Origin of the sequence: Helicobacter pylori (genome assembly GCF_002832345.1) — a bacterium.
GTDB classification, from domain to species: domain Bacteria; phylum Campylobacterota; class Campylobacteria; order Campylobacterales; family Helicobacteraceae; genus Helicobacter; species Helicobacter pylori_CP.
Window position 1 is genome coordinate 1 of the sequence record NZ_PHLZ01000017.1, and the last position, 18,252, is coordinate 18,252.

13 protein-coding genes and 2 pseudogenes are annotated in these 18,252 nt (G+C 37.5%); 9 read left to right on the forward strand and 6 right to left on the reverse strand.

Annotation, left to right across the window (positions count from 1 at the left end; translation table 11 throughout):
• Window positions 1–598 precede the first annotated feature (598 nt).
• Window positions 599–1,411 carry a 3'-5' exonuclease gene (locus CXY28_RS05670; protein WP_100979882.1) on the reverse strand — a complete coding sequence of 271 codons (813 nt, stop codon included), beginning with the start codon at window positions 1,409–1,411 and terminating at the stop codon, window positions 599–601.
• Between the two features lie 136 nt (window positions 1,412–1,547).
• Here CXY28_RS05670 and feoB point away from each other — a divergent pair, with 136 nt between their 5' ends.
• The gene (feoB, locus tag CXY28_RS05675) at window positions 1,548–3,476 is read left to right on the forward strand and encodes a ferrous iron transport protein B (protein WP_100979884.1); all 1,929 of its coding nucleotides are present in this window, start codon (window positions 1,548–1,550) and stop codon (window positions 3,474–3,476) included.
• A 253-nt stretch (window positions 3,477–3,729) separates the two neighbouring features.
• Window positions 3,730–6,033 carry a TonB-dependent receptor family protein gene (locus tag CXY28_RS05680; protein ID WP_100979886.1) on the forward strand — a complete coding sequence of 768 codons (2,304 nt, stop codon included), beginning with the start codon at window positions 3,730–3,732 and terminating at the stop codon, window positions 6,031–6,033.
• 36 nt (window positions 6,034–6,069) lie between these two features.
• On the opposite strand, the gene fliP is transcribed toward CXY28_RS05680, so the two are convergent.
• Window positions 6,070–6,816 (reverse strand): flagellar type III secretion system pore protein FliP, encoded by a 747-nt coding sequence (fliP, locus tag CXY28_RS05685; RefSeq protein WP_001210273.1) that lies wholly within the window; start codon window positions 6,814–6,816, stop codon window positions 6,070–6,072.
• A 35-nt stretch (window positions 6,817–6,851) separates the two neighbouring features.
• Window positions 6,852–6,941 (reverse strand): annotated as a pseudogene (locus CXY28_RS08975) (flagellar biosynthesis protein flip); the annotation flags it as partial.
• Between CXY28_RS08975 and glmU the strand changes: the two are divergent.
• From glmU to CXY28_RS05725, 7 genes are all read left to right on the forward strand, one after another.
• Window positions 6,898–8,199, forward strand: a complete 1,302-nt coding sequence (gene glmU / locus CXY28_RS05695) for a bifunctional UDP-N-acetylglucosamine diphosphorylase/glucosamine-1-phosphate N-acetyltransferase GlmU (protein WP_100979888.1) — start codon at window positions 6,898–6,900, stop codon at window positions 8,197–8,199. The pseudogene CXY28_RS08975 and the gene glmU sit on opposite strands and share 44 nt — an antisense overlap.
• A 269-nt stretch (window positions 8,200–8,468) precedes the next feature.
• On the forward strand, window positions 8,469–8,819 hold the full coding sequence (locus CXY28_RS05700; protein WP_100979890.1) for a pantothenate kinase: 351 nt from the start codon (window positions 8,469–8,471) through the stop codon (window positions 8,817–8,819).
• 23 nt (window positions 8,820–8,842) lie between these two features.
• On the forward strand, window positions 8,843–9,325 hold the full coding sequence (locus CXY28_RS05705) for a hypothetical protein (protein ID WP_100950044.1): 483 nt from the start codon (window positions 8,843–8,845) through the stop codon (window positions 9,323–9,325).
• A 177-nt stretch (window positions 9,326–9,502) separates the two neighbouring features.
• A complete protein-coding gene (locus CXY28_RS05710; protein WP_100979892.1) occupies window positions 9,503–11,869 on the forward strand; it encodes a ribonucleoside-diphosphate reductase subunit alpha in 2,367 nt (788 codons plus the stop codon).
• Window positions 11,870–11,930: 61 nt separating this feature from the next.
• On the forward strand, window positions 11,931–12,878 hold the full coding sequence (locus CXY28_RS05715) for a Gfo/Idh/MocA family protein (protein ID WP_100979894.1): 948 nt from the start codon (window positions 11,931–11,933) through the stop codon (window positions 12,876–12,878).
• 122 nt (window positions 12,879–13,000) lie between these two features.
• Window positions 13,001–13,768: a sulfite exporter TauE/SafE family protein gene (locus CXY28_RS05720; protein WP_100950042.1), complete on the forward strand. Its 768-nt coding sequence runs from the start codon at window positions 13,001–13,003 to the stop codon at window positions 13,766–13,768.
• Between the two features lie 3 nt (window positions 13,769–13,771).
• Window positions 13,772–14,278 (forward strand): methylated-DNA--[protein]-cysteine S-methyltransferase, encoded by a 507-nt coding sequence (locus tag CXY28_RS05725; protein WP_100972022.1) that lies wholly within the window; start codon window positions 13,772–13,774, stop codon window positions 14,276–14,278.
• Between the two features lie 60 nt (window positions 14,279–14,338).
• Here the strand turns inward: CXY28_RS05725 and xerH are convergent, their stop codons facing one another.
• From xerH to CXY28_RS05745, 3 genes and pseudogenes are all read right to left on the reverse strand, one after another.
• Window positions 14,339–15,409, reverse strand: coding sequence for a tyrosine recombinase XerH (gene xerH, locus CXY28_RS05730; protein WP_100971982.1), 1,071 nt, complete (start codon window positions 15,407–15,409; stop codon window positions 14,339–14,341).
• A gap of 7 nt (window positions 15,410–15,416) precedes the next feature.
• Window positions 15,417–16,834, reverse strand: a pseudogene (locus CXY28_RS08980) (hypothetical protein).
• Window positions 16,835–16,979: 145 nt separating this feature from the next.
• Window positions 16,980–18,152, reverse strand: a complete 1,173-nt coding sequence (locus CXY28_RS05745; protein WP_100977881.1) for a pyridoxal phosphate-dependent aminotransferase — start codon at window positions 18,150–18,152, stop codon at window positions 16,980–16,982.
• Window positions 18,153–18,252: the final 100 nt, after the last annotated feature.

An 18,252-nucleotide genomic window follows, 5' to 3' on the forward strand; every position in this document is an offset into this window, starting at 1 on the left:
CCCTACAAACAACTCCCTTTGACTTCTGGCGAGTGCGTTATTGTCATTTGATTTTTTCATAAAAGTCCTCTTAATATTAAATTTTTTAATAGAAATTAAAAAGAATGTAATTTATAAAAAATCAAAAACAAGGAGCTTATTTATAAAAAAAGAATAAAAAGATATATATAATGTAATAATTGTAATTATATATAAATCTCTCTCCCTTATTAATAATTAAATTGTAAAGAAAAAATTTTCCGATTTATAAAAAAAACAAATTTTTAAAAATTTATGGTAGAATACAGAGATGGTTTTTAAAAAGTTAGCATTAGAAAATTAAGAAGCTTAGATCTAGCTGAATAATTCCATTCTTATCGTTCAATGATTATTGCATAATTTTTGATATTCAATACAGATTAGTTTAAAACTATAATTATTAGTTGTTAGGCTATAGCCTGTCTTAATGATAGACTATATATTTATTAAAAACTAAAAGTTTTATTAGCGCATAAATTAGTATAAATACCTATATTTTCATCTTTATCTTCTACTAATAAATAATGATGGCTTTGCTGATACCTTTTTATACTAATTGGTTTTGATTATCCAATAAGGTTTAAGCAAACTCCCTAATCTCTTTCTCTAAAGCGTTAATAAAAACGCTTGAATAGGATTTTTCCTTAGGGAATTTGGCTAAAAAATCATTCAATAGCCCAAGGTATTGCTCTTTATTTAAAGCCCCTTTTAACACTTCGTATTTTAAAAAAAGCCAGTAAGTGTTAAGCACATCGCTTTGGCAATAGCCATCAATAATGCCTTTTTTCTCCTTTTGGCTTAAATGCGGGTTGTAATAAATCGCATGCACTAAATCCCCGCTCACATCAAATTTACCAGGAATATTCATCATAGAGCAAACGCCATTTAGATTCAACCCCCTAACGGATCCATAATGGCTCAAGCTATCCATTAAATCCAAATGGAACTGCTCGCTATAACGCGCGCGGTAATTTTCCCATTTGTTTTCTTGGCTGTAAAAAGCGTCTAAGGTTAAATTGTATTTAAGGGCTTTGAGCGTGAGTAGAGGCATATCAAAGCCTCTGCCATTGAAGCTTATTAGGCGCGGTTGCTTTTCGTTAAAGTATCTAAAAAAGTCTTCTAAAAGCTCTTTTTCGCTTGTAAAATCCTCTTTATTTTCGTGTTTTTGACCAAAATTCCCCACTTTGATAAATTGCCCGTAATCATCGCCAATGACTGCTGCAATAGAGATGATCTCATGCAAATAAAGAGGCAAAAACTCGCTCCCGCTTTTTTCTTTTTGCTTTTCAAAACTCCGTTCACAGATTTTTAGTGCATCATTTTCTTCTAATTGAAAATGCTCTTTACACAAACTCACGCTAGGAATGGTTTCTATATCAAACACGCACAACATCACACGCTCCTTTCGCATTTTAATATTCTTGTCTCGCTTTTATTATATAACAATTAGTCTTATAGCGCTATAGTGCCAACTTTTAATATCAAAACGATATAACTAAAAATTAAAAAACTTATTTGGAGAATTGGAAGTGAAAGAAATCACTATCGCCCTTGTGGGCCAGCCTAATGTGGGGAAATCATCCCTCATCAACGCTTTGAGCAACGCCCATTTGAAAGTGGGGAATTTTGCTGGGGTTACCGTGGATAAAATGGAAGTGGGTTTGATACACAAAGAGCATCAAATCACTATCATTGATTTACCTGGCACTTACGCGCTCAATGACTTCACCACTGAAGAAAAGGTTACTAAAGATTTTTTAGAAAAAGGGCAATACGATCTCATTCTTAATGTGGTGGATTCCACCAATTTAGAGCGTAATTTAGCCTTAAGCACACAGCTATTAGACACGAATAAAAAAATGCTTCTCGCACTCAACATGTGGGATGAGGCGCAAAAAGAAGGCATTAAAATTGATACAGGAAAGCTTTCTAAAGAATTAGGGGTTGTGTGCGTGCCTACAAGCGCAAGATCCAAAGAAGATCGCTTGAATACCGAGCTTTTATTAGACGAAATTGTCAGGCTTTATTCTCAAAACACTACAAACAATGAAAATATAAAAGTCCCGTCTCAAAGCTTTAAGGAGTCTTTAAAATACAGCCAGAGCGCTCAAAGAATCGCTAAATTAGTGATCAGTGAAAACCAACAAAACGCGAGTTTTGAACACACTTATAAGATTGATAAGATTTTAATGCACCCGCGTTATGGGATTTTCATTTTTTTAGGGTTCATGTTTATCATTTTTTCCTTGAGCTTTTTAATAGGAGGGGGAGTGCAAAAAGCACTTGAAACAGGGTTTAAATTTTTGAGCGATGGCATCAAAGAAAATGTGGCTAATGAAGATTTAGCGTCTTTGGTGGGCGATGGCATTATTGGGGGAGTGGGAGCGACGGTTTCATTCTTGCCTTTAATTGTGGTGTTGTATTTTGGGATTTCTTTACTAGAGACGACAGGATATATGAGTAGGGTAGCGTTTTTATTGGATGGAATCTTGCATAAATTTGGCTTGCATGGGAAGAGTTTTATCCCTTTAATCACCGGTTTTGGCTGCTCTGTGCCTGCTTACATGGCGACAAGAACTTTACAAAATTATAACGAACGGTTGATCACGCTTTTTGTGATCGGGTTTATGAGCTGCTCGGCAAGGCTGCCTATTTATGTGCTGTTTGTAGGCTCGTTTTTCCCTTCTTCAAGCGCGGGGTTTGTGCTGTTTTGCATTTATATTTTGGGGGCGGTTGTGGCGTTAGTGATGGCCAAATTACTCAAATTAAGCGTGTTTAAAGGGCAGACCGAATCCTTTATCATGGAAATGCCCAAATACCGCTTTCCCAGTTGGAGAATGGTCTATTTCAGTATCTACACCAAATCGCTTTCCTACCTAAAAAAGGCCGGGACTTACATTTTAGTGGGAGCGATTTTAATCTGGTTTATGTCTCAATACCCTAAAAGCGATGCAGCTATGAAAACTTATAAAAAAGAAAGCTTGTTAGTGGGTAAAAACACCACTCTTTCAAGCGAAGCTAAAGAAGAAAAATTAAAAGAATTAAAAGCAGAATTGGATAAAAAGAATTTAAAAAATAGCATTGTAGGAAAAGGTGGGGCGTATTTAGAAAAAGTCTTTAGCCCTATGGATTTTGATTGGCGTTTGAGTGTGTCGCTTGTAACCGGATTTATGGCTAAAGAGGTGGTGGTTTCTACTTTAGGCGTGTTGTTTTCTTTAGGGGATCAAAATGAAAAATCTGACGCTTTTAGAGAGATTTTAAGAAAAGAAGTCAGCGTGCCAAGCGGAATCGCTTTTATCGTGTTTGTGATGTTTTATATCCCTTGTTTTGCAGCGACCATTACTTTTGGTAGGGAAGCTGGGGGGATAAAGTTTGTGGCGTATTTATTCATCTTCACAACCGTTGTAGCGTATGCGTTTTCCTTGATAGCTTTTTATGCGACTCAAATTTTGGTTTAAAGGCCAGCTATAAAAGGGTTTTTAAACCCTGTATTTGTTTAAAATCCACCCTATTAGAAATATTAAAAAATTTTTATTTTTCTTTATATCCCAATCTTTTCTATAAACATTCGCATTAATCGGCATTTTTGACAAAAAAAGCTATTAATTTAATTTAAATAATAATTGTCTCAAAATTTAAGCTAAAACTAATAATAGTTATTATAAATTACACCTTGTTGCAAAAAAGAACATTTTTCATAAAAGGTGGTAAATGAAAAGAGTTTTAGTCTCTTTGGTTGTTTTGAGTCATAGCGCGCATGCTGTCAAAACTCATAATTTGGAAAGGGTGGAAGCTTCAGGGGTGGCTAACGATAAAGAAGCGCCTTTAAGCTGGAGGAGTAAGGAAGTTAGAAATTATATGGGATCTCGCACGGTGATTTCTAACAAACAACTCACTAAAAGCGCCAATCAAAGCATTGAAGAAGCTTTGCAAAATGTGCCGGGCGTGCATATTAGAAACTCTACTGGTATTGGAGCTGTGCCTAGCATTTCCATTAGGGGGTTTGGTGCGGGAGGCCCAGGGCATTCTAATACGGGAATGATTCTAGTCAATGGGATTCCTATTTATGTCGCGCCCTATGTTGAAATTGGCACGGTTATTTTTCCTGTAACCTTTCAATCTGTGGATAGAATCAGCGTAACTAAAGGTGGGGAGAGCGTGCGTTATGGCCCTAACGCTTTTGGCGGTGTGATCAACATTATCACCAAAGGCATTCCTACCAAGTGGGAAAGTCAGGTGAGCGAGAGGACCACTTTTTGGGGCAAGTCTGAAAATGGGGGCTTTTTCAATCAAAATTCTAAAAACATTGATAAAAGCTTAGTTAATAACATGCTTTTTAACACCTATTTAAGAACGGGGGGTATGATGAATAAGCATTTTGGAATCCAAGCTCAAGTCAATTGGCTCAAAGGGCAAGGGTTTAGATACAACAGCCCTACCAACATTCAAAACTACTTGCTAGATTCGTTGTATCAAATCAATGATAGCAACAAGATCACTGCTTTTTTTCAATATTACAGCTACTTTTTAACAGACCCTGGGTCTTTAGGTATAGCTGCCTATAATGAAAATCGTTTTCAAAATAACCGCCCTAATAATGATAAAAGCGGGAGAGCGAAGCGATGGGGAGCTGTGTATCAAAACTTTTTTGGGGACACGGATAAAATAGGGGGGGATTTCACTTTCAGTTACTATGGGCATGACATGTCAAGGGATTTTAAATTTGATTCTAACTATTTAAATGTCAATACCAATCCTAAATTAGGCCCTGTTTATACCGATCAAAATTATCCAGGATTTTTTATTTTTGATCATTTAAGGCGTTATGTGATGAACGCTTTTGAGCCTAATTTGAACTTAGTTGTTAATACCAATAAAGTTAAGCAAACTTTTAATGTGGGCATGCGTTTTATGACGATGGACATGTTCATTAGATCCGATCAAAGCACGTGCGAAAAATCAGATATTATTGATGGGGTGTGCCATATGCCCCCATATGTTCTTTCTAAAAAGCCTAGTAACAATCAAGAAATGTTTAACAACTATACAGCGGTATGGTTGAGCGATAAAATAGAACTTTTTGATTCTAAATTGGTGATAACTCCAGGGCTTAGATACACCTTTTTGAACTATAACAACAAAGAGCCAGAAAAGCACGATTTTTCCGTATGGACCAGTAAAAAACAGCGTCAAAACGAATGGAGTCCCGCCCTTAACATCGGCTATAAACCTATGGAAAATTGGATATGGTATGCGAACTACCGTCGCAGTTTTATCCCCCCACAACACACAATGGTAGGCATTACTAGGACTAATTACAACCAAATTTTCAATGAAATTGAAGTGGGGCAACGCTATAGTTATAAAAATCTATTGAGCTTTAATACCAATTATTTTGTGATTTTTGCCAATCGTTACTATGCTGGAGGCTATAGTCCACAGCCTGTGAATGCTAGGAGTCAAGGGGTGGAATTGGAATTGTATTACGCGCCGATTAGGGGTTTGCAATTTCATGTGGCTTACACTTACATTGATGCGCGCATCACTTCTAATGCTGATGATATTGCTTATTATTTTACAGGCATTGTCAATAAACCCTTTGACATTAAAGGGAAGCGTTTGCCTTATGTGAGTCCTAACCAATTCATATTTGACATGATGTATACTTACAAGCACACGACTTTTGGAATCAGCAGCTATTTTTATAGCCGTGCTTATAGTTCTATGCTCAATCAGGCCAAAAGCCAAACCGTGTGCCTGCCCTTAAATCCAGAATACACAGGGGGGCTAGAGTATGGTTGTAATTCAGTAGGGTTATTGCCCTTGTATTTTGTGTTGAACGTTCAAGTAAGCTCCGTTTTATGGCAAAGCGGTAGGCATAAAATCACAGGAAGCTTGCAAATCAATAACCTTTTTAACATGAAGTATTATTTTAGGGGGATTGGCACAAGCCCTACAGGAAGAGAGCCTGCACCAGGGAGATCCATTACAGCGTATTTGAATTATGAGTTTTAAATTAGTTTCAAGCTTTTATAGCTTGAATGTTTGATATCAAACCATTTTAAAACTCGCTACTAAATTTTCTGTCAATAAATTAAACCCATCTACCAGAATAAACACTAAAATTTTAAAAGGCAGAGAAATCATTACAGGCGGGAGCATCATCATGCCCATCGCCATTAAAATAGAGCTGATCACCATATCAATCACCAAAAAAGGCAAGTAGAGTAAAAAGCCGATTTGAAACGCTGTTTTCAATTCGCTTATCATAAATGCCGGGATCAAAACGCTCAAACTCACCTCATCAGGGGTTTTAGGGTTAGGCAGGTTTCTGATCCTAAAAAAAAGCGCTAGATCCTTTTCTCGTGTGTTTTTAAGCATGAATTCCTTGAAGGGCAGAGCGCTTTTTTCAAACGCTTCGGTGTAAGAAATTTTTTTATCCATATAAGGCTTAATCCCTGTATCATAAGCCTTTTTCAAACTAGGTTCCATGATGAAAAAAGTCAATATCAAAGAGAGCGAAACTAAAATTTGAGTGGGTGGGGTTTGTTGCGTGCCTAAAGCGGTCCTTAAAAAAGAAAACACCACGATCAAACGGGTGAAACTCGTCATCACTAAAATCAATGATGGGGCTAAAACTAAAAGCGTGAGCAGGGCGATGACATTAAGGGTGGTTACAAGCTGTTTGGGATCATTAGGAGCGTTTAAAGAGAGATTGACGCTGGGCAATGCGCTATCAGCGCTCATTAAAGGGCATATTAAAGGGCAAATGAGAATGAAAAAAATGAAAAAACGCAAAATTCTAGCCTTAAATCTTTGATGAAACGAAGTCAAATTATAAGATAAGGCATGTTAAAATTCCCTAAAAAAAGGATTTTAATGCTTTCTGTAATCATACTAGCCGCTGGCAAAGGCACTCGCATGCATTCTAGCCTGCCTAAAACTTTGCACACGATTTGCGGGGAGCCTATGCTGTTTTACATTTTAGAAGTGGCTTTTTCAATCAGTAATGATGTGCATCTTATCTTACACCACCAACAAGAACGCATTAAAGAAGCGGTGTTGGAGCGTTTTAAGGGCGTCATTTTTCACACTCAAATCGTGGAAAAATATTCAGGGACAGGTGGGGCTATCATGCAAGAAGATAAAACGCCTATTTCTACGAAACATGAGCGGGTTTTGATTTTGAATGCGGACATGCCCTTAATCACTAAAGACGCTCTCACCCCCTTATTAGAAAGCAAGAATAACGCCATAGGCTTACTGCATTTAGCTGACCCTAAAGGTTATGGGCGCGTTGTTTTAGAAAACCATCAGGTTAAAAAGATTGTAGAAGAAAAGGACGCTAATGATGAAGAAAAAACCATTAAAAGCGTGAACGCTGGCGTGTATTTTTTTGAAAGAAAGTTTTTAGAAAAATACTTGCCCAAGCTTAATGACCAAAACGCCCAAAAAGAATACTACCTCACGGATTTAATCGCTTTGGGTATTAAGGGGAATGAAACAATTGACGCTATTTTTTTAGAAGAAGAGTGTTTTTTAGGGGTGAATAGCCAAACAGAAAGAGCAAAGGCTGAAGAAATCATGCTAGAAAGACTGAGGAAAAACGCCATGGACTTAGGGGTAGTGATGCAATTGCCTGGTAGCATTTATTTAGAAAAAGGCGTGAGTTTTAAGGGGGAGTGCGTTTTAGAGCAAGGGGTGCGTTTGATTGGGAATTGCTTGATAGAAAACGCGCATATTAAAGCTTATAGCGTGATAGAAGAGAGCCAGATTGTTAATAGCAGTGTGGGGCCGTTTGCCCATGCGCGCCCTAAAAGCGTGATTTGTAATAGCCATGTGGGGAATTTTGTAGAGACTAAAAACGCCAAACTTCAAGGCGCTAAAGCAGGGCATTTGAGCTATTTGGGGGATTGCGAGATAGGGAAAAACACAAATATAGGGGCTGGCGTGATCACTTGCAATTACGATGGTAAAAAGAAACACCAAACGATCATCGGTGAAAATGTCTTTATAGGGAGCGATAGCCAGCTAGTCGCCCCCATAACTATCGGCTCTAATGTTTTAATCGGCAGTGGCACCACCATCACTAAAGACATTCCTAGCGGTTCGTTAAGCCTTTCACGCGCCCCTCAAACTAACATTGAAAACGGGTATTTTAAGTTTTTTAAGAAGCCTTAAAGAGCTTGAAAAGAATTGCCGTTTTAAAACTTCATTGAGCGTATTTTAATGGATTAAAAAGTTCTCTTTTTATCCTTTTGGATTTGCTTCAATAATGAAAAATCCTAAAACTACTATAATTATTTACTTTAATCCTGTAATTTGTGAATAAATAAAACACTTATTGAGCTTCTTGTGATATCTGGCTGATCTGTAACAACGCTTTTAATAGGGTTGTGGTATAAATATTCTTATCAAGGTGTGCCAAACATGCCTTGAATCTCCATTTTATGAAAGGATTTGTTATGAGTGGATTAAGAACATTTAGTTGTGTAGTGGTTTTATGCGATGCAATGGCTAATGTGGCTATAGCTAGTCCTAAAATAGAGGCAAGGGGCCAGCTTGGCAGAGATATAGGAGAAGGTGTTGGAGCTGGAATGGGTGGTGCAATGGGTGGAATGATTGGGGCTCTTGGAGGTCCGTGGGGTACTGTGTTTGGTGCAGGCATTGGTGGTGGAATAGGGGCATATTCTGGGGCTGAAATAGGCGATAGGGTAGAAGATTTTATCCGTGGCGTTGATAGAGAGCCGCAAGCCCCAAGAGAACCCACCTATGATCATCATTTCGTGTATGATAGGTAGCTTTGGGCAAGAAAGGAGAGAGCATGAATATCAAAGAGCGTTTGAGCGATTGGGAATATCGATGGGCAATGGCTCTAGTCTATGGAGGATGTATCTCCATAACCACTAGGATTTTTTATGACATAAATGGTTCAGCTAGCGATCCACTTTTTGACCCTAAATACAGCTATTATGTGTGGTTAGTGGGTCTAATAGCGGCTTTATTGTCTAACCTCTTGTTCAACCCAAAAGGCAGGTCGGTAGGTTATTTAATGATTGAAACTTGGCAAGGATTCCCCAAGTTTTTTAAAGCCATTTTTAAGGCTAGGTTTTTTGGCGCGTTTTATGACGCTGTGTTAGGAGCAAGACTAAGGGATTTTTATGTGATGCTTTTAACGATACCCTTTATTATCGCTATGCATGAGATTTCGGCGTATTGTGGGCATCCTAGCAATCTCCTTATAGAGGGTTTGGTCATTTTGGGGTTTCAATGTTTTCTTAAGCTTTGCGCTAAATGGGGGTGGTGATTTAACCCAAATGTCATTAATAATATGGAGGGGGGGAGTAAAAAATTAAAAAACTTTAAAACTCATTCTCATTAATAGAACAAATCCAACTTGAACTTCTCTCTTTCTTAAGTCTTAAGTTTTTTATTGATACAATGCCAAATTTAAAAGAAAACGATTTGATTTAAAGGAAAAATTTTGATTACGGTGGTTAAACGGAACGGGCGCATTGAGCCTTTGGACATTACCAAAATCCAAAAATACACTAAGGACGCTACGGACAATTTAGAGGGCGTGAGCCAAAGTGAGCTGGAAGTGGATGCGAGGTTGCAATTTAGAGACAAGATCACTACTGAAGAAATCCAACAAACTTTGATTAAAACCGCTGTGGATAAGATAGATATTGACACGCCTAATTGGAGTTTTGTCGCCTCAAGGCTTTTTTTGTATGATTTATACCATAAAGTGAGTGGTTTTACAGGGTATAGGCATTTGAAAGAGTATTTTGAAAACGCTGAAGAAAAGGGCCGCATCCTTAAGGGCTTTAAGGAAAAATTTGATCTAGAGTTTTTAAATAGCCAGATCAAGCCTGAAAGGGATTTCCAATTCAATTATTTGGGGATTAAAACCTTGTATGATCGCTATTTGTTAAAAGACGCTAACAATCACCCTATTGAATTGCCCCAACACATGTTTATGAGCATTGCGATGTTTTTAGCGCAAAACGAACAAGAACCCAACAAAATCGCTTTAGAATTTTATGAAGTTTTGAGCAAATTTGAAGCGATGTGCGCGACCCCCACTCTAGCGAACGCACGCACCACCAAGCACCAACTCAGCTCATGCTATATTGGCAGCACGCCGGATAATATTGAGGGGATTTTTGACAGCTATAAGGAAATGGCGCTATTGTCCAAATACGGCGGGGGGATTGGCTGGGATTTTTCTTTGGTGCGCTCTATTGGGAGTTATATTGATGGGCATAAAAATGCGAGCGCTGGCACGATCCCTTTTTTAAAAATCGCTAATGATGTGGCGATTGCGGTTGATCAATTAGGCACACGAAAGGGCGCGATTGCGGTGTATTTGGAAATTTGGCACATTGATGTGATGGAGTTCATTGATTTAAGGAAAAATAGCGGCGATGAAAGGCGAAGAGCGCATGATTTGTTCCCGGCTCTTTGGGTGTGCGATTTATTTATGAAAAGGGTTTTAGAAGACGCGATGTGGACTTTGTTTGACCCTTATGAGTGTAAGGATTTGACTGAGCTTTATGGGCAGGATTTTGAAAAACGCTATTTAGAGTATGAAAAAGATCCCAAGATCATTAAGGAATACATTAACGCTAAAGATTTATGGAAAAAAATCTTAATGAATTATTTTGAAGCCGGCTTGCCTTTCTTAGCCTTTAAAGATAACGCCAATCGGTGCAACCCAAACGCTCATACAGGAATCATTCGATCCAGCAATCTGTGCACGGAGATTTTTCAAAATACCGCACCCAACCACTACTGCATGCAAATAGAATACACTGATGGCACCATAGAATTTTTTGAAGAAAAAGAGTTGGTAACCACAGATAGTAATATCACTAAATGCGCTAACAAGCTCACTAGCACGGATATTCTAAAAGGCAAGCCAATCTATATCGCTACTAAAGTCGCTAAAGACGGGCAAACGGCGGTGTGCAATCTAGCGAGCATCAATTTAAGCAAAATCAACACTGAAGAAGACATTAAAAGGGTTGTGCCGATCATGGTTAGGCTTTTAGACAATGTGATTGACTTGAATTTCTACCCTAACCGCAAAGTCAAAGCCACTAATTTACAAAATAGAGCCATAGGGTTAGGGGTTATGGGTGAAGCGCAAATGCTCGCAGAACACCAAATCGCTTGGGGGTCTAAAGAGCATTTAGAAAAAATTGACGCTTTAATGGAGCAAATCAGCTACCATGCGATTGACACGAGCGCGAATTTAGCGGAAGAAAAAGGGGTTTATAAGGATTTTGAAAATTCAGAATGGAGTAAGGGGATTTTCCCTATTGATAAAGCCAACAATGAAGCCTTAAAGCTCACCGAAAAAGGGCTTTTCAATCATGCTTGCGATTGGCAAGGTTTGAGGGAAAAAGTCAAAACTAATGGCATGCGTAATGGCTATTTAATGGCGATCGCTCCCACAAGCTCCATTTCTATTTTAGTAGGCACAACCCAAACGATTGAACCCATTTATAAGAAAAAATGGTTTGAAGAAAATTTGAGCGGGCTAATTCCAGTTGTAGTGCCTAATTTGAATGTAGAAACTTGGAATTTTTACACATCAGCCTATGATATTGACGCTAAAGATTTGATTAAAGCAGCAGCCGTGCGCCAAAAATGGATCGATCAAGGCCAAAGCATCAATGTGTTTTTACGCATAGAAAACGCTAGCGGTAAAACCTTGCATGAAATTTACACGCTCGCTTGGAAATTGGGACTCAAATCCACTTATTATTTGCGCAGCGAAAGCCCTAGCATAGATGAAAAAAGCGTGTTGGATCGATCGGTGGAATGTTTTAATTGCCAATAATATAAGCTTAAATAAGCTAATCTTTGCTAAAATGAGATTCAAAATTATTTAAGGAAGATGAATGCTTTTTGCGATGATTGGTTCAGGGGGGGTTATCGCTCCCAAGCACTTGCAAGCGATTAGAGATACAGGGCATTTTTTGGATTGCTCTTTTGATGTTCATGATAGCGTGGGGGTTTTAGATGAGTATTTCCCGCAATCAGAGTTTTTTACCAATATTGAAGATTTTGAAAATCATTTAGAGCAATCTAGGGCTATGGGTAAAGAAATCAACTATTTGAGTGTTTGCACGCCCACGCACACGCATTTTGATCACATCCGTTTCGGGTTAAGAAACGGCATGCATGTGATTTGTGAAAAACCCTTAGTTTTAGACCCTAGCGAAATACAAGAATTGAAAGATTTAGAGGTGAAACACCAAAAAAGGGTGTTCAGTCTTTTGCCCTTGCGCTTGCATTGCGACACGCTGGCTTTGAAAGAAAAAATTAAGAGCGAATTAGACAAAAACCCTAGCAAGGTGTTTGACATCACGCTCACTTATATCAGCGTTCAAGGGAAATGGTATTTTTCTTCATGGCGAGCGGATGTGAATAGGAGTGGGGGGCTAGCCACTCAAATGGGAGTGAATATCTTTGACACTTTATTGTATTTGTTTGGAGGCGTTAAAGACAAGGTTATCAATAGAGAAGAGCCTGATTGCGTGTGCGGGATACTCTTTTTAGAGCATGCCAAAATAAGATGGTTTTTTTCCATCAATCCAGAACACATGGGAGTGGCTAAAGAAAAAGTTTATCATAAAATGATCCTAGAGGGCGAAGAAGTCAATCTCACGCAGAGCTTTGATAACCTGTATATAGAAAGCTACAAACAGATTTTAGCTCAAGGGGGGTTTGGTTTAGATGACGCTATGGCGTCTATTAAATTGGCTTATGAATTAAGAAACCTCTCAGTCAGCGAACCCAATGAAGATTCGCATGTTTTGTGTTGCAAAAACAAAACAGACCAATAAAGGCATCACTTTTAAAAGCGTTGTTTAGGGGGTTTGGTTATTGGTGTTTGATTAGAATAGGGTTGTTTTTAATTTTCTTTTAGAGAGATTTATAGGGGGTTTTTACTTTTTTAAGGGTTTTTATGGATATTTATGCGTTATACATAGCGATAGGGCTTTTTACTGGCATTCTATCAGGGATTTTTGGCATTGGTGGGGGGTTGATCATTGTCCCTATCATGCTCGCAACCGGGCATTCTTTTGAAGAATCCATTGGTATTTCCATTTTGCAAATGGCGCTTTCATCGTTCGTGGGATCTGTTTTGAATTTCAAAAAAAAATCGCTTGATTTTTCTTTAGGCTTGTTGATAGGGGCAGGGGGGCTGATAGGAGCGAGTTTTAGCGGTTTCATTTTAAAAATCGTTTCCAGTAAAATTTTAATGGTTATTTTCGCGCTTTTAGTCGTGTATTCTATGATCCAATTTGTTTTGAAACCCAAAAAAAAAGATTTGATAACGGACACTAAACGCTACCATTTGCAAGGTTTAAAATTATTTTTAATTGGCGCGCTCACAGGGTTTTTTGCCATCACTTTAGGGATTGGTGGGGGGATGCTCATGGTGCCTTTGATGCATTATTTTTTAGGGTATGATTCTAAAAAATGCGTGGCGCTAGGGTTATTTTTTATTCTGTTTTCTTCTATTTCAGGAGCTTTTTCTTTAATGTATCACCACATCATCAATAAAGAAGTGCTAGTAGCAGGGGCGATTGTGGGATTAGGCTCTGTTATGGGCGTGAGCATTGGGATCAAATGGATCATGGGGCTTTTGAATGAAAAAATGCATAAAATTTTGATTTTAGGGGTGTATGGTTTGTCGCTGTTGATTATTTTATACAAACTCTTTTTTTAATTGATGGTTTTATACCACTACTATTTTAAGACCCCTAAGAGCTTCCCTTTAGAGTATTTGCATTTGTGCGCTAATGAGAGCCATTTGTTGAGATTGGATTTTGATACGACCAATTTTTCTCATAACACCCCTATGAATACCCCATTAAAACTCAGCGTTCAAGCCTTAGAGCGTTATTTCTTGGGACAACTTTTTGAATTTGATGCGCCTTTAGATTTGATAGGGACTTCTTTTCAAAAACAAGTTTGGTCTGCGTTATTAACTATCCCTTATGGTAAAACAAAAAGTTACGATGAAATCGCAAAGCTCATTAATAACCCTAAATCTTGCAGAGCGATTGGCAACGCTAATCATAATAACCCTATTTCTTTGATCGTGCCTTGTCATAGAGTGGTGCGTAAAAATGGCACTTTAGGGGGGTATAATGGGGGCATAGAAGTCAAAAAGTGGCTGTTAGAATTTGAAAGCAAAATTTTAAATGAGCAAGCTAAAAACTCTTTAATTTCTTAAAAAATGGGGTTTTAGTTGTTTTATGGTAAAAATCATTTTTTTAAGGGAGTAGGGGGTGTTTTAATTTTCTTCCCAAATGCTCGCCGCTTCTTCTAAACGCTGTTTGTCAAAATGCGTATAAATCCTGCTCGTATTCAAGCTCGCATGCCCTAGAGCTTCTTGAACCAAAATCAAATCATGGCGTTTTTGATAAAGCAAGGTCGCAAAAGAATGCCTTAACATGTGCGCCCCATTTTTCTCTCGCCTGAGTCCTGCAAAATTGATGATGCGCTCCACCTGCTTATACAAATACGCTTGCGTTAAAGCACTGCCTTTTTGGTTGCAAAACAATAAATCGTTTTTAACAGGATACAATTCCCTTTCTATGAGCCATTCTTTCAAAAGACTCTCAATGTGGAAAGCTTTGAGCATCACCGCTCTGTATTTATCGCCCTTACCTTTAATCAAAATCGTATAACAGCCATTTTCTAAAGTAAAATCCTTTATTTTAAGCTGCAAGGCTTCGTTAGAGCGCATGCCTGTAAAAACGATGATTTTAATGAGCAGGCGGTTTCTGGCACGCACTTTAGCGGACATTTCTATTTTATCAATGCCCTCTAAAAATTTTTCTAATTCTTCATTATTCAAATGAGTAGGGAGCTTGTTGCCCGCACTTTGATTGACTCCGCTGATATTTTTAAGCGTGATATTATAAATATAAGATTTTTCATTTTCATCTTGATTTTGCTTGTCTATATAGCTAAAAAGCCCTAATAGAGCGATCCGGTAATTTTTCTTGGTGGCTAAACTCAAACCACCGGTATAAATACTCAAAAATTCAGCCAGCATGACTTCATCTATATTTTTGAGCGATTTTAAAGAAAGCTTTTGAGCGTATTCGTAAAATTTGAGTAGGGGCAGTGCGTAGGTATTGATACCTAGTAATCCGGCATTACGGGCTTTTTTGCAAACTTTTTCCAATTGGCTTGAGCTGATGAACGCATGATTGAATTCGTTCAAGCATTCAAAAACCTTGTTTTGATCTTTCACTTGGGAATTAGACAGGCTTGTGCATTTGTAACGCAAAAAGCGCCCAATCCATAGTAAAAGATTTTCTATGGGGTCTTTTAATTCTTCTAGGGGGTGTTTCATTTAGGGTTTAGTCATCTATTAAGTGCAAATCAATGATATAAGAACCTTGATTAAGATGACATATTAAAGAATTTTCGCTACAAACACTATGAATTTCGCTACAAAAACAAACACGATGGGACGATAGCGTATTTTTAATAAGCCGATCAATATTCTCTAGATCCAACGCTTCTCTAGGCACTTCAATAATTAACTGACTTGACTCTTTTAATAAAGGATTATCCACATCAAAGATAAAATGGAATGTGTTATCAAGCAAATTATACTTAATATCATTTATTAAGATATGATCGAACGCTTTTCCCTTTTTTTGATTAATAACATGGGTAATATCAATATCTTGCTGTATAAATAATCGTTCTTTTAATAAATTCTTTAAATCATCAGGAGTAATAAAACAATATCCAGCATTTAGATCGAACGCATTAGCAATAATCTTTTCACCAATTATCTTACCACTTTTTAAACCCTCAGCAATTTCATTGATCTTACGGTTTTGTTCAGAGCTTACTCTATGATTACAAAAAGAAGGATCTAGTTTAATTTCTTCATTCACTTGCTCTTGTATTTTGGCTATCCTTTTCTCTTGTGGAATTTTAGAATAACCATGCCAGCAATAGCAATCAAAGGTATCTCTTACTTTTCTGTTAAATGCTGCATATGGAGAAATTGATGAATTCTTATTGCTTGTAAAATTAAATGAAATTTTTTCATTGGGGCTTTTTGAATTTTTAAAGTTTGCAAGAAATTGCGGTAATTCATTAGGGGATAAGGATGTAATTTGTGAAAATTCAAGCAATACCCCTTTAAAATCAGAATCATTACTAATCAATTCAATTTTATGTGTGTTTGCGTTTTCGCAATAAAAAATACCCGTTGGCTCAAACCCTAAGTTTACTTTCAATCCTAACAAGTATTGCTTTAAATTGAATGGTCTGTCGTTCTTGTTTGGCTCGCATTGGAATACAAAACAGCTTTTTAGATTATCTAAAATTAAATAGTCCTCAGTTATAATTGGGAAGTAAGAAAAACGACTATTCTTATCACTACAAAAACATGATTGTAACTTTTTGGTTTTATTATCAATATCAATAGGGTCGTCAGAGTTGCTAGCGATGAATATAATCCCAAAAGGCAATCCGTTGTATTGCGGACAAAGTTTTCACAATACCAAATATTTCTACTGTTATTGAAATTTTTGGATAACACTAGCAAGTAGTTTTTTAAATTTAATATTGCATCTGATTCGTCTGTAAATACCACAAATGCGGTAATTTCAGTAATGCTACTATATAATTCATAAAACTTTATAGAATTACACTTTTTCTTGCGCTCTAAAATTGATCTTAATTGTTTGTTTTTATCATCAACAGAAATAGCTCTAAGAAAATCAACGATAAAGATAACTCCAAATCTTATTGCCATTTATTATTCCTTAAAATCTATTTTAGTTATGAAAACTGCACTTTTCAAACTTTTAAGTCAAGCCATTATACCACGCTATGCCACTAACACAATATCAAATTCCAAACAAGATTAAAATCCCCCTTTTTTTTAAATACCAATTTTTTTACCCATTTGATTTGACAAAGCGAGCGATGCGTTCAATCCCCTTTTCAATCTGTTCTTCTGAACATGCAAAAGACAAACGGACATAACCTTCCAATCCAAAAGCCTTTCCAGGCACTAACGCCACGCCTTCTTTTTCTAACAATTCATGGCAAAAACGCATCGAATCCCCCCCACAAAGACTGCCAATATTAATAAACAGATAAAACGCTCCATCAGGTTTTAAAGCGTTCAGCCTTTCAATCGCATTGATTTTTGCGTGGGCTAAATTACAGCGTTTTTCAAAAGCCTGACGCATCGTTTCAATTTCCTTATCCACCAACCCTTCAAGCGCCACAATAGAAGCCATTTGCGTGATAGAATTGATATTGGAAGTGCATTGGCCTTGTAAGTTATTCATCAATTTGACTAATTTTTTATCCTTGCTCGCCGCATAGCCCATACGCCAGCCTGTCATCGCCACTGACTTGCTCAAGCCATTAATGGTAATGGTGCGTTTTTTCATCTCTTCACTCACCGCCGCGCAAGAAACAAACTCCCCCTTATAGACAAGCTTTTCATAAATTTCATCGCTAAGCACCCAAATTGGAGTGTCTTTTAAAACTTCGCCTAAAGCCTCTAACTCCGCCTTACTATAAAGCATGCCGGTAGGGTTTGATGGGGTGGTGAGAATGAGCATTTTTGTTTTGGGGCTTAAGGCGTCTTTAAGTTGCTTAGGGGTGATTTTAAAATGGCTTTTTTCATCGGTTTGAATGAATTGACTCACCCCTCCGCTGTATTTCACAAGCTCAGGGTAAGTTACCCAAAAAGGCACAGGGATAACCACCTCATCGCCCTCCCCTATCAAGGCTTGAATCGCATTGAACAGGCTTTGCTTAGCGCCATTACTCACTAGAATTTCACTCGGCTCATAATCCAAGTTGTTTTCTTTTTTCAATTTAAAAGCGATCGCTTTTAATAATTCAGGGATCCCAGCCACTGGAGTGTATTTTGTAAAGCCGTCATTTAGAGCTTTTATAGCCGCATCTTTAATCGCTTGCGGGGTGTCAAAATCAGGCTCGCCCGCTGAAAAACTTAAAATATCTTTTCCTTGCGATTTCAATTCTTTAGCGAGTGTGCTGATAGCGATCGTTGTGGATTCTGAAAGGGATTGGATTTTAGAGGAATATAACATGCTTAATCCTTGTTAAATTTTTGAACTATCATAACATGATCAAAAAGATTTTAATTCTAATTTTCAAAAAACTTTAAAAAATGTTTCAAAAGAAAGCGGT

Coding starts and splice junctions, on each gene's coding strand:
- CXY28_RS05670 (WP_100979882.1), bottom strand. CDS start 1,411: ATGTTGTGCGTGTTTGATATAGAAACCATTCCTAGCGTGAGTTTGTGT.
- CXY28_RS05680 (WP_100979886.1), top strand. CDS start 3,730: ATGAAAAGAGTTTTAGTCTCTTTGGTTGTTTTGAGTCATAGCGCGCAT.
- glmU (WP_100979888.1), top strand. CDS start 6,898: ATGCTTTCTGTAATCATACTAGCCGCTGGCAAAGGCACTCGCATGCAT.
- CXY28_RS05700 (WP_100979890.1), top strand. CDS start 8,469: ATGAAAGGATTTGTTATGAGTGGATTAAGAACATTTAGTTGTGTAGTG.
- CXY28_RS05705 (WP_100950044.1), top strand. CDS start 8,843: ATGAATATCAAAGAGCGTTTGAGCGATTGGGAATATCGATGGGCAATG.
- CXY28_RS05715 (WP_100979894.1), top strand. CDS start 11,931: ATGCTTTTTGCGATGATTGGTTCAGGGGGGGTTATCGCTCCCAAGCAC.
- CXY28_RS05720 (WP_100950042.1), top strand. CDS start 13,001: ATGGATATTTATGCGTTATACATAGCGATAGGGCTTTTTACTGGCATT.
- CXY28_RS05725 (WP_100972022.1), top strand. CDS start 13,772: ATGGTTTTATACCACTACTATTTTAAGACCCCTAAGAGCTTCCCTTTA.
- xerH (WP_100971982.1), bottom strand. CDS start 15,409: ATGAAACACCCCCTAGAAGAATTAAAAGACCCCATAGAAAATCTTTTA.
- CXY28_RS05745 (WP_100977881.1), bottom strand. CDS start 18,152: ATGTTATATTCCTCTAAAATCCAATCCCTTTCAGAATCCACAACGATC.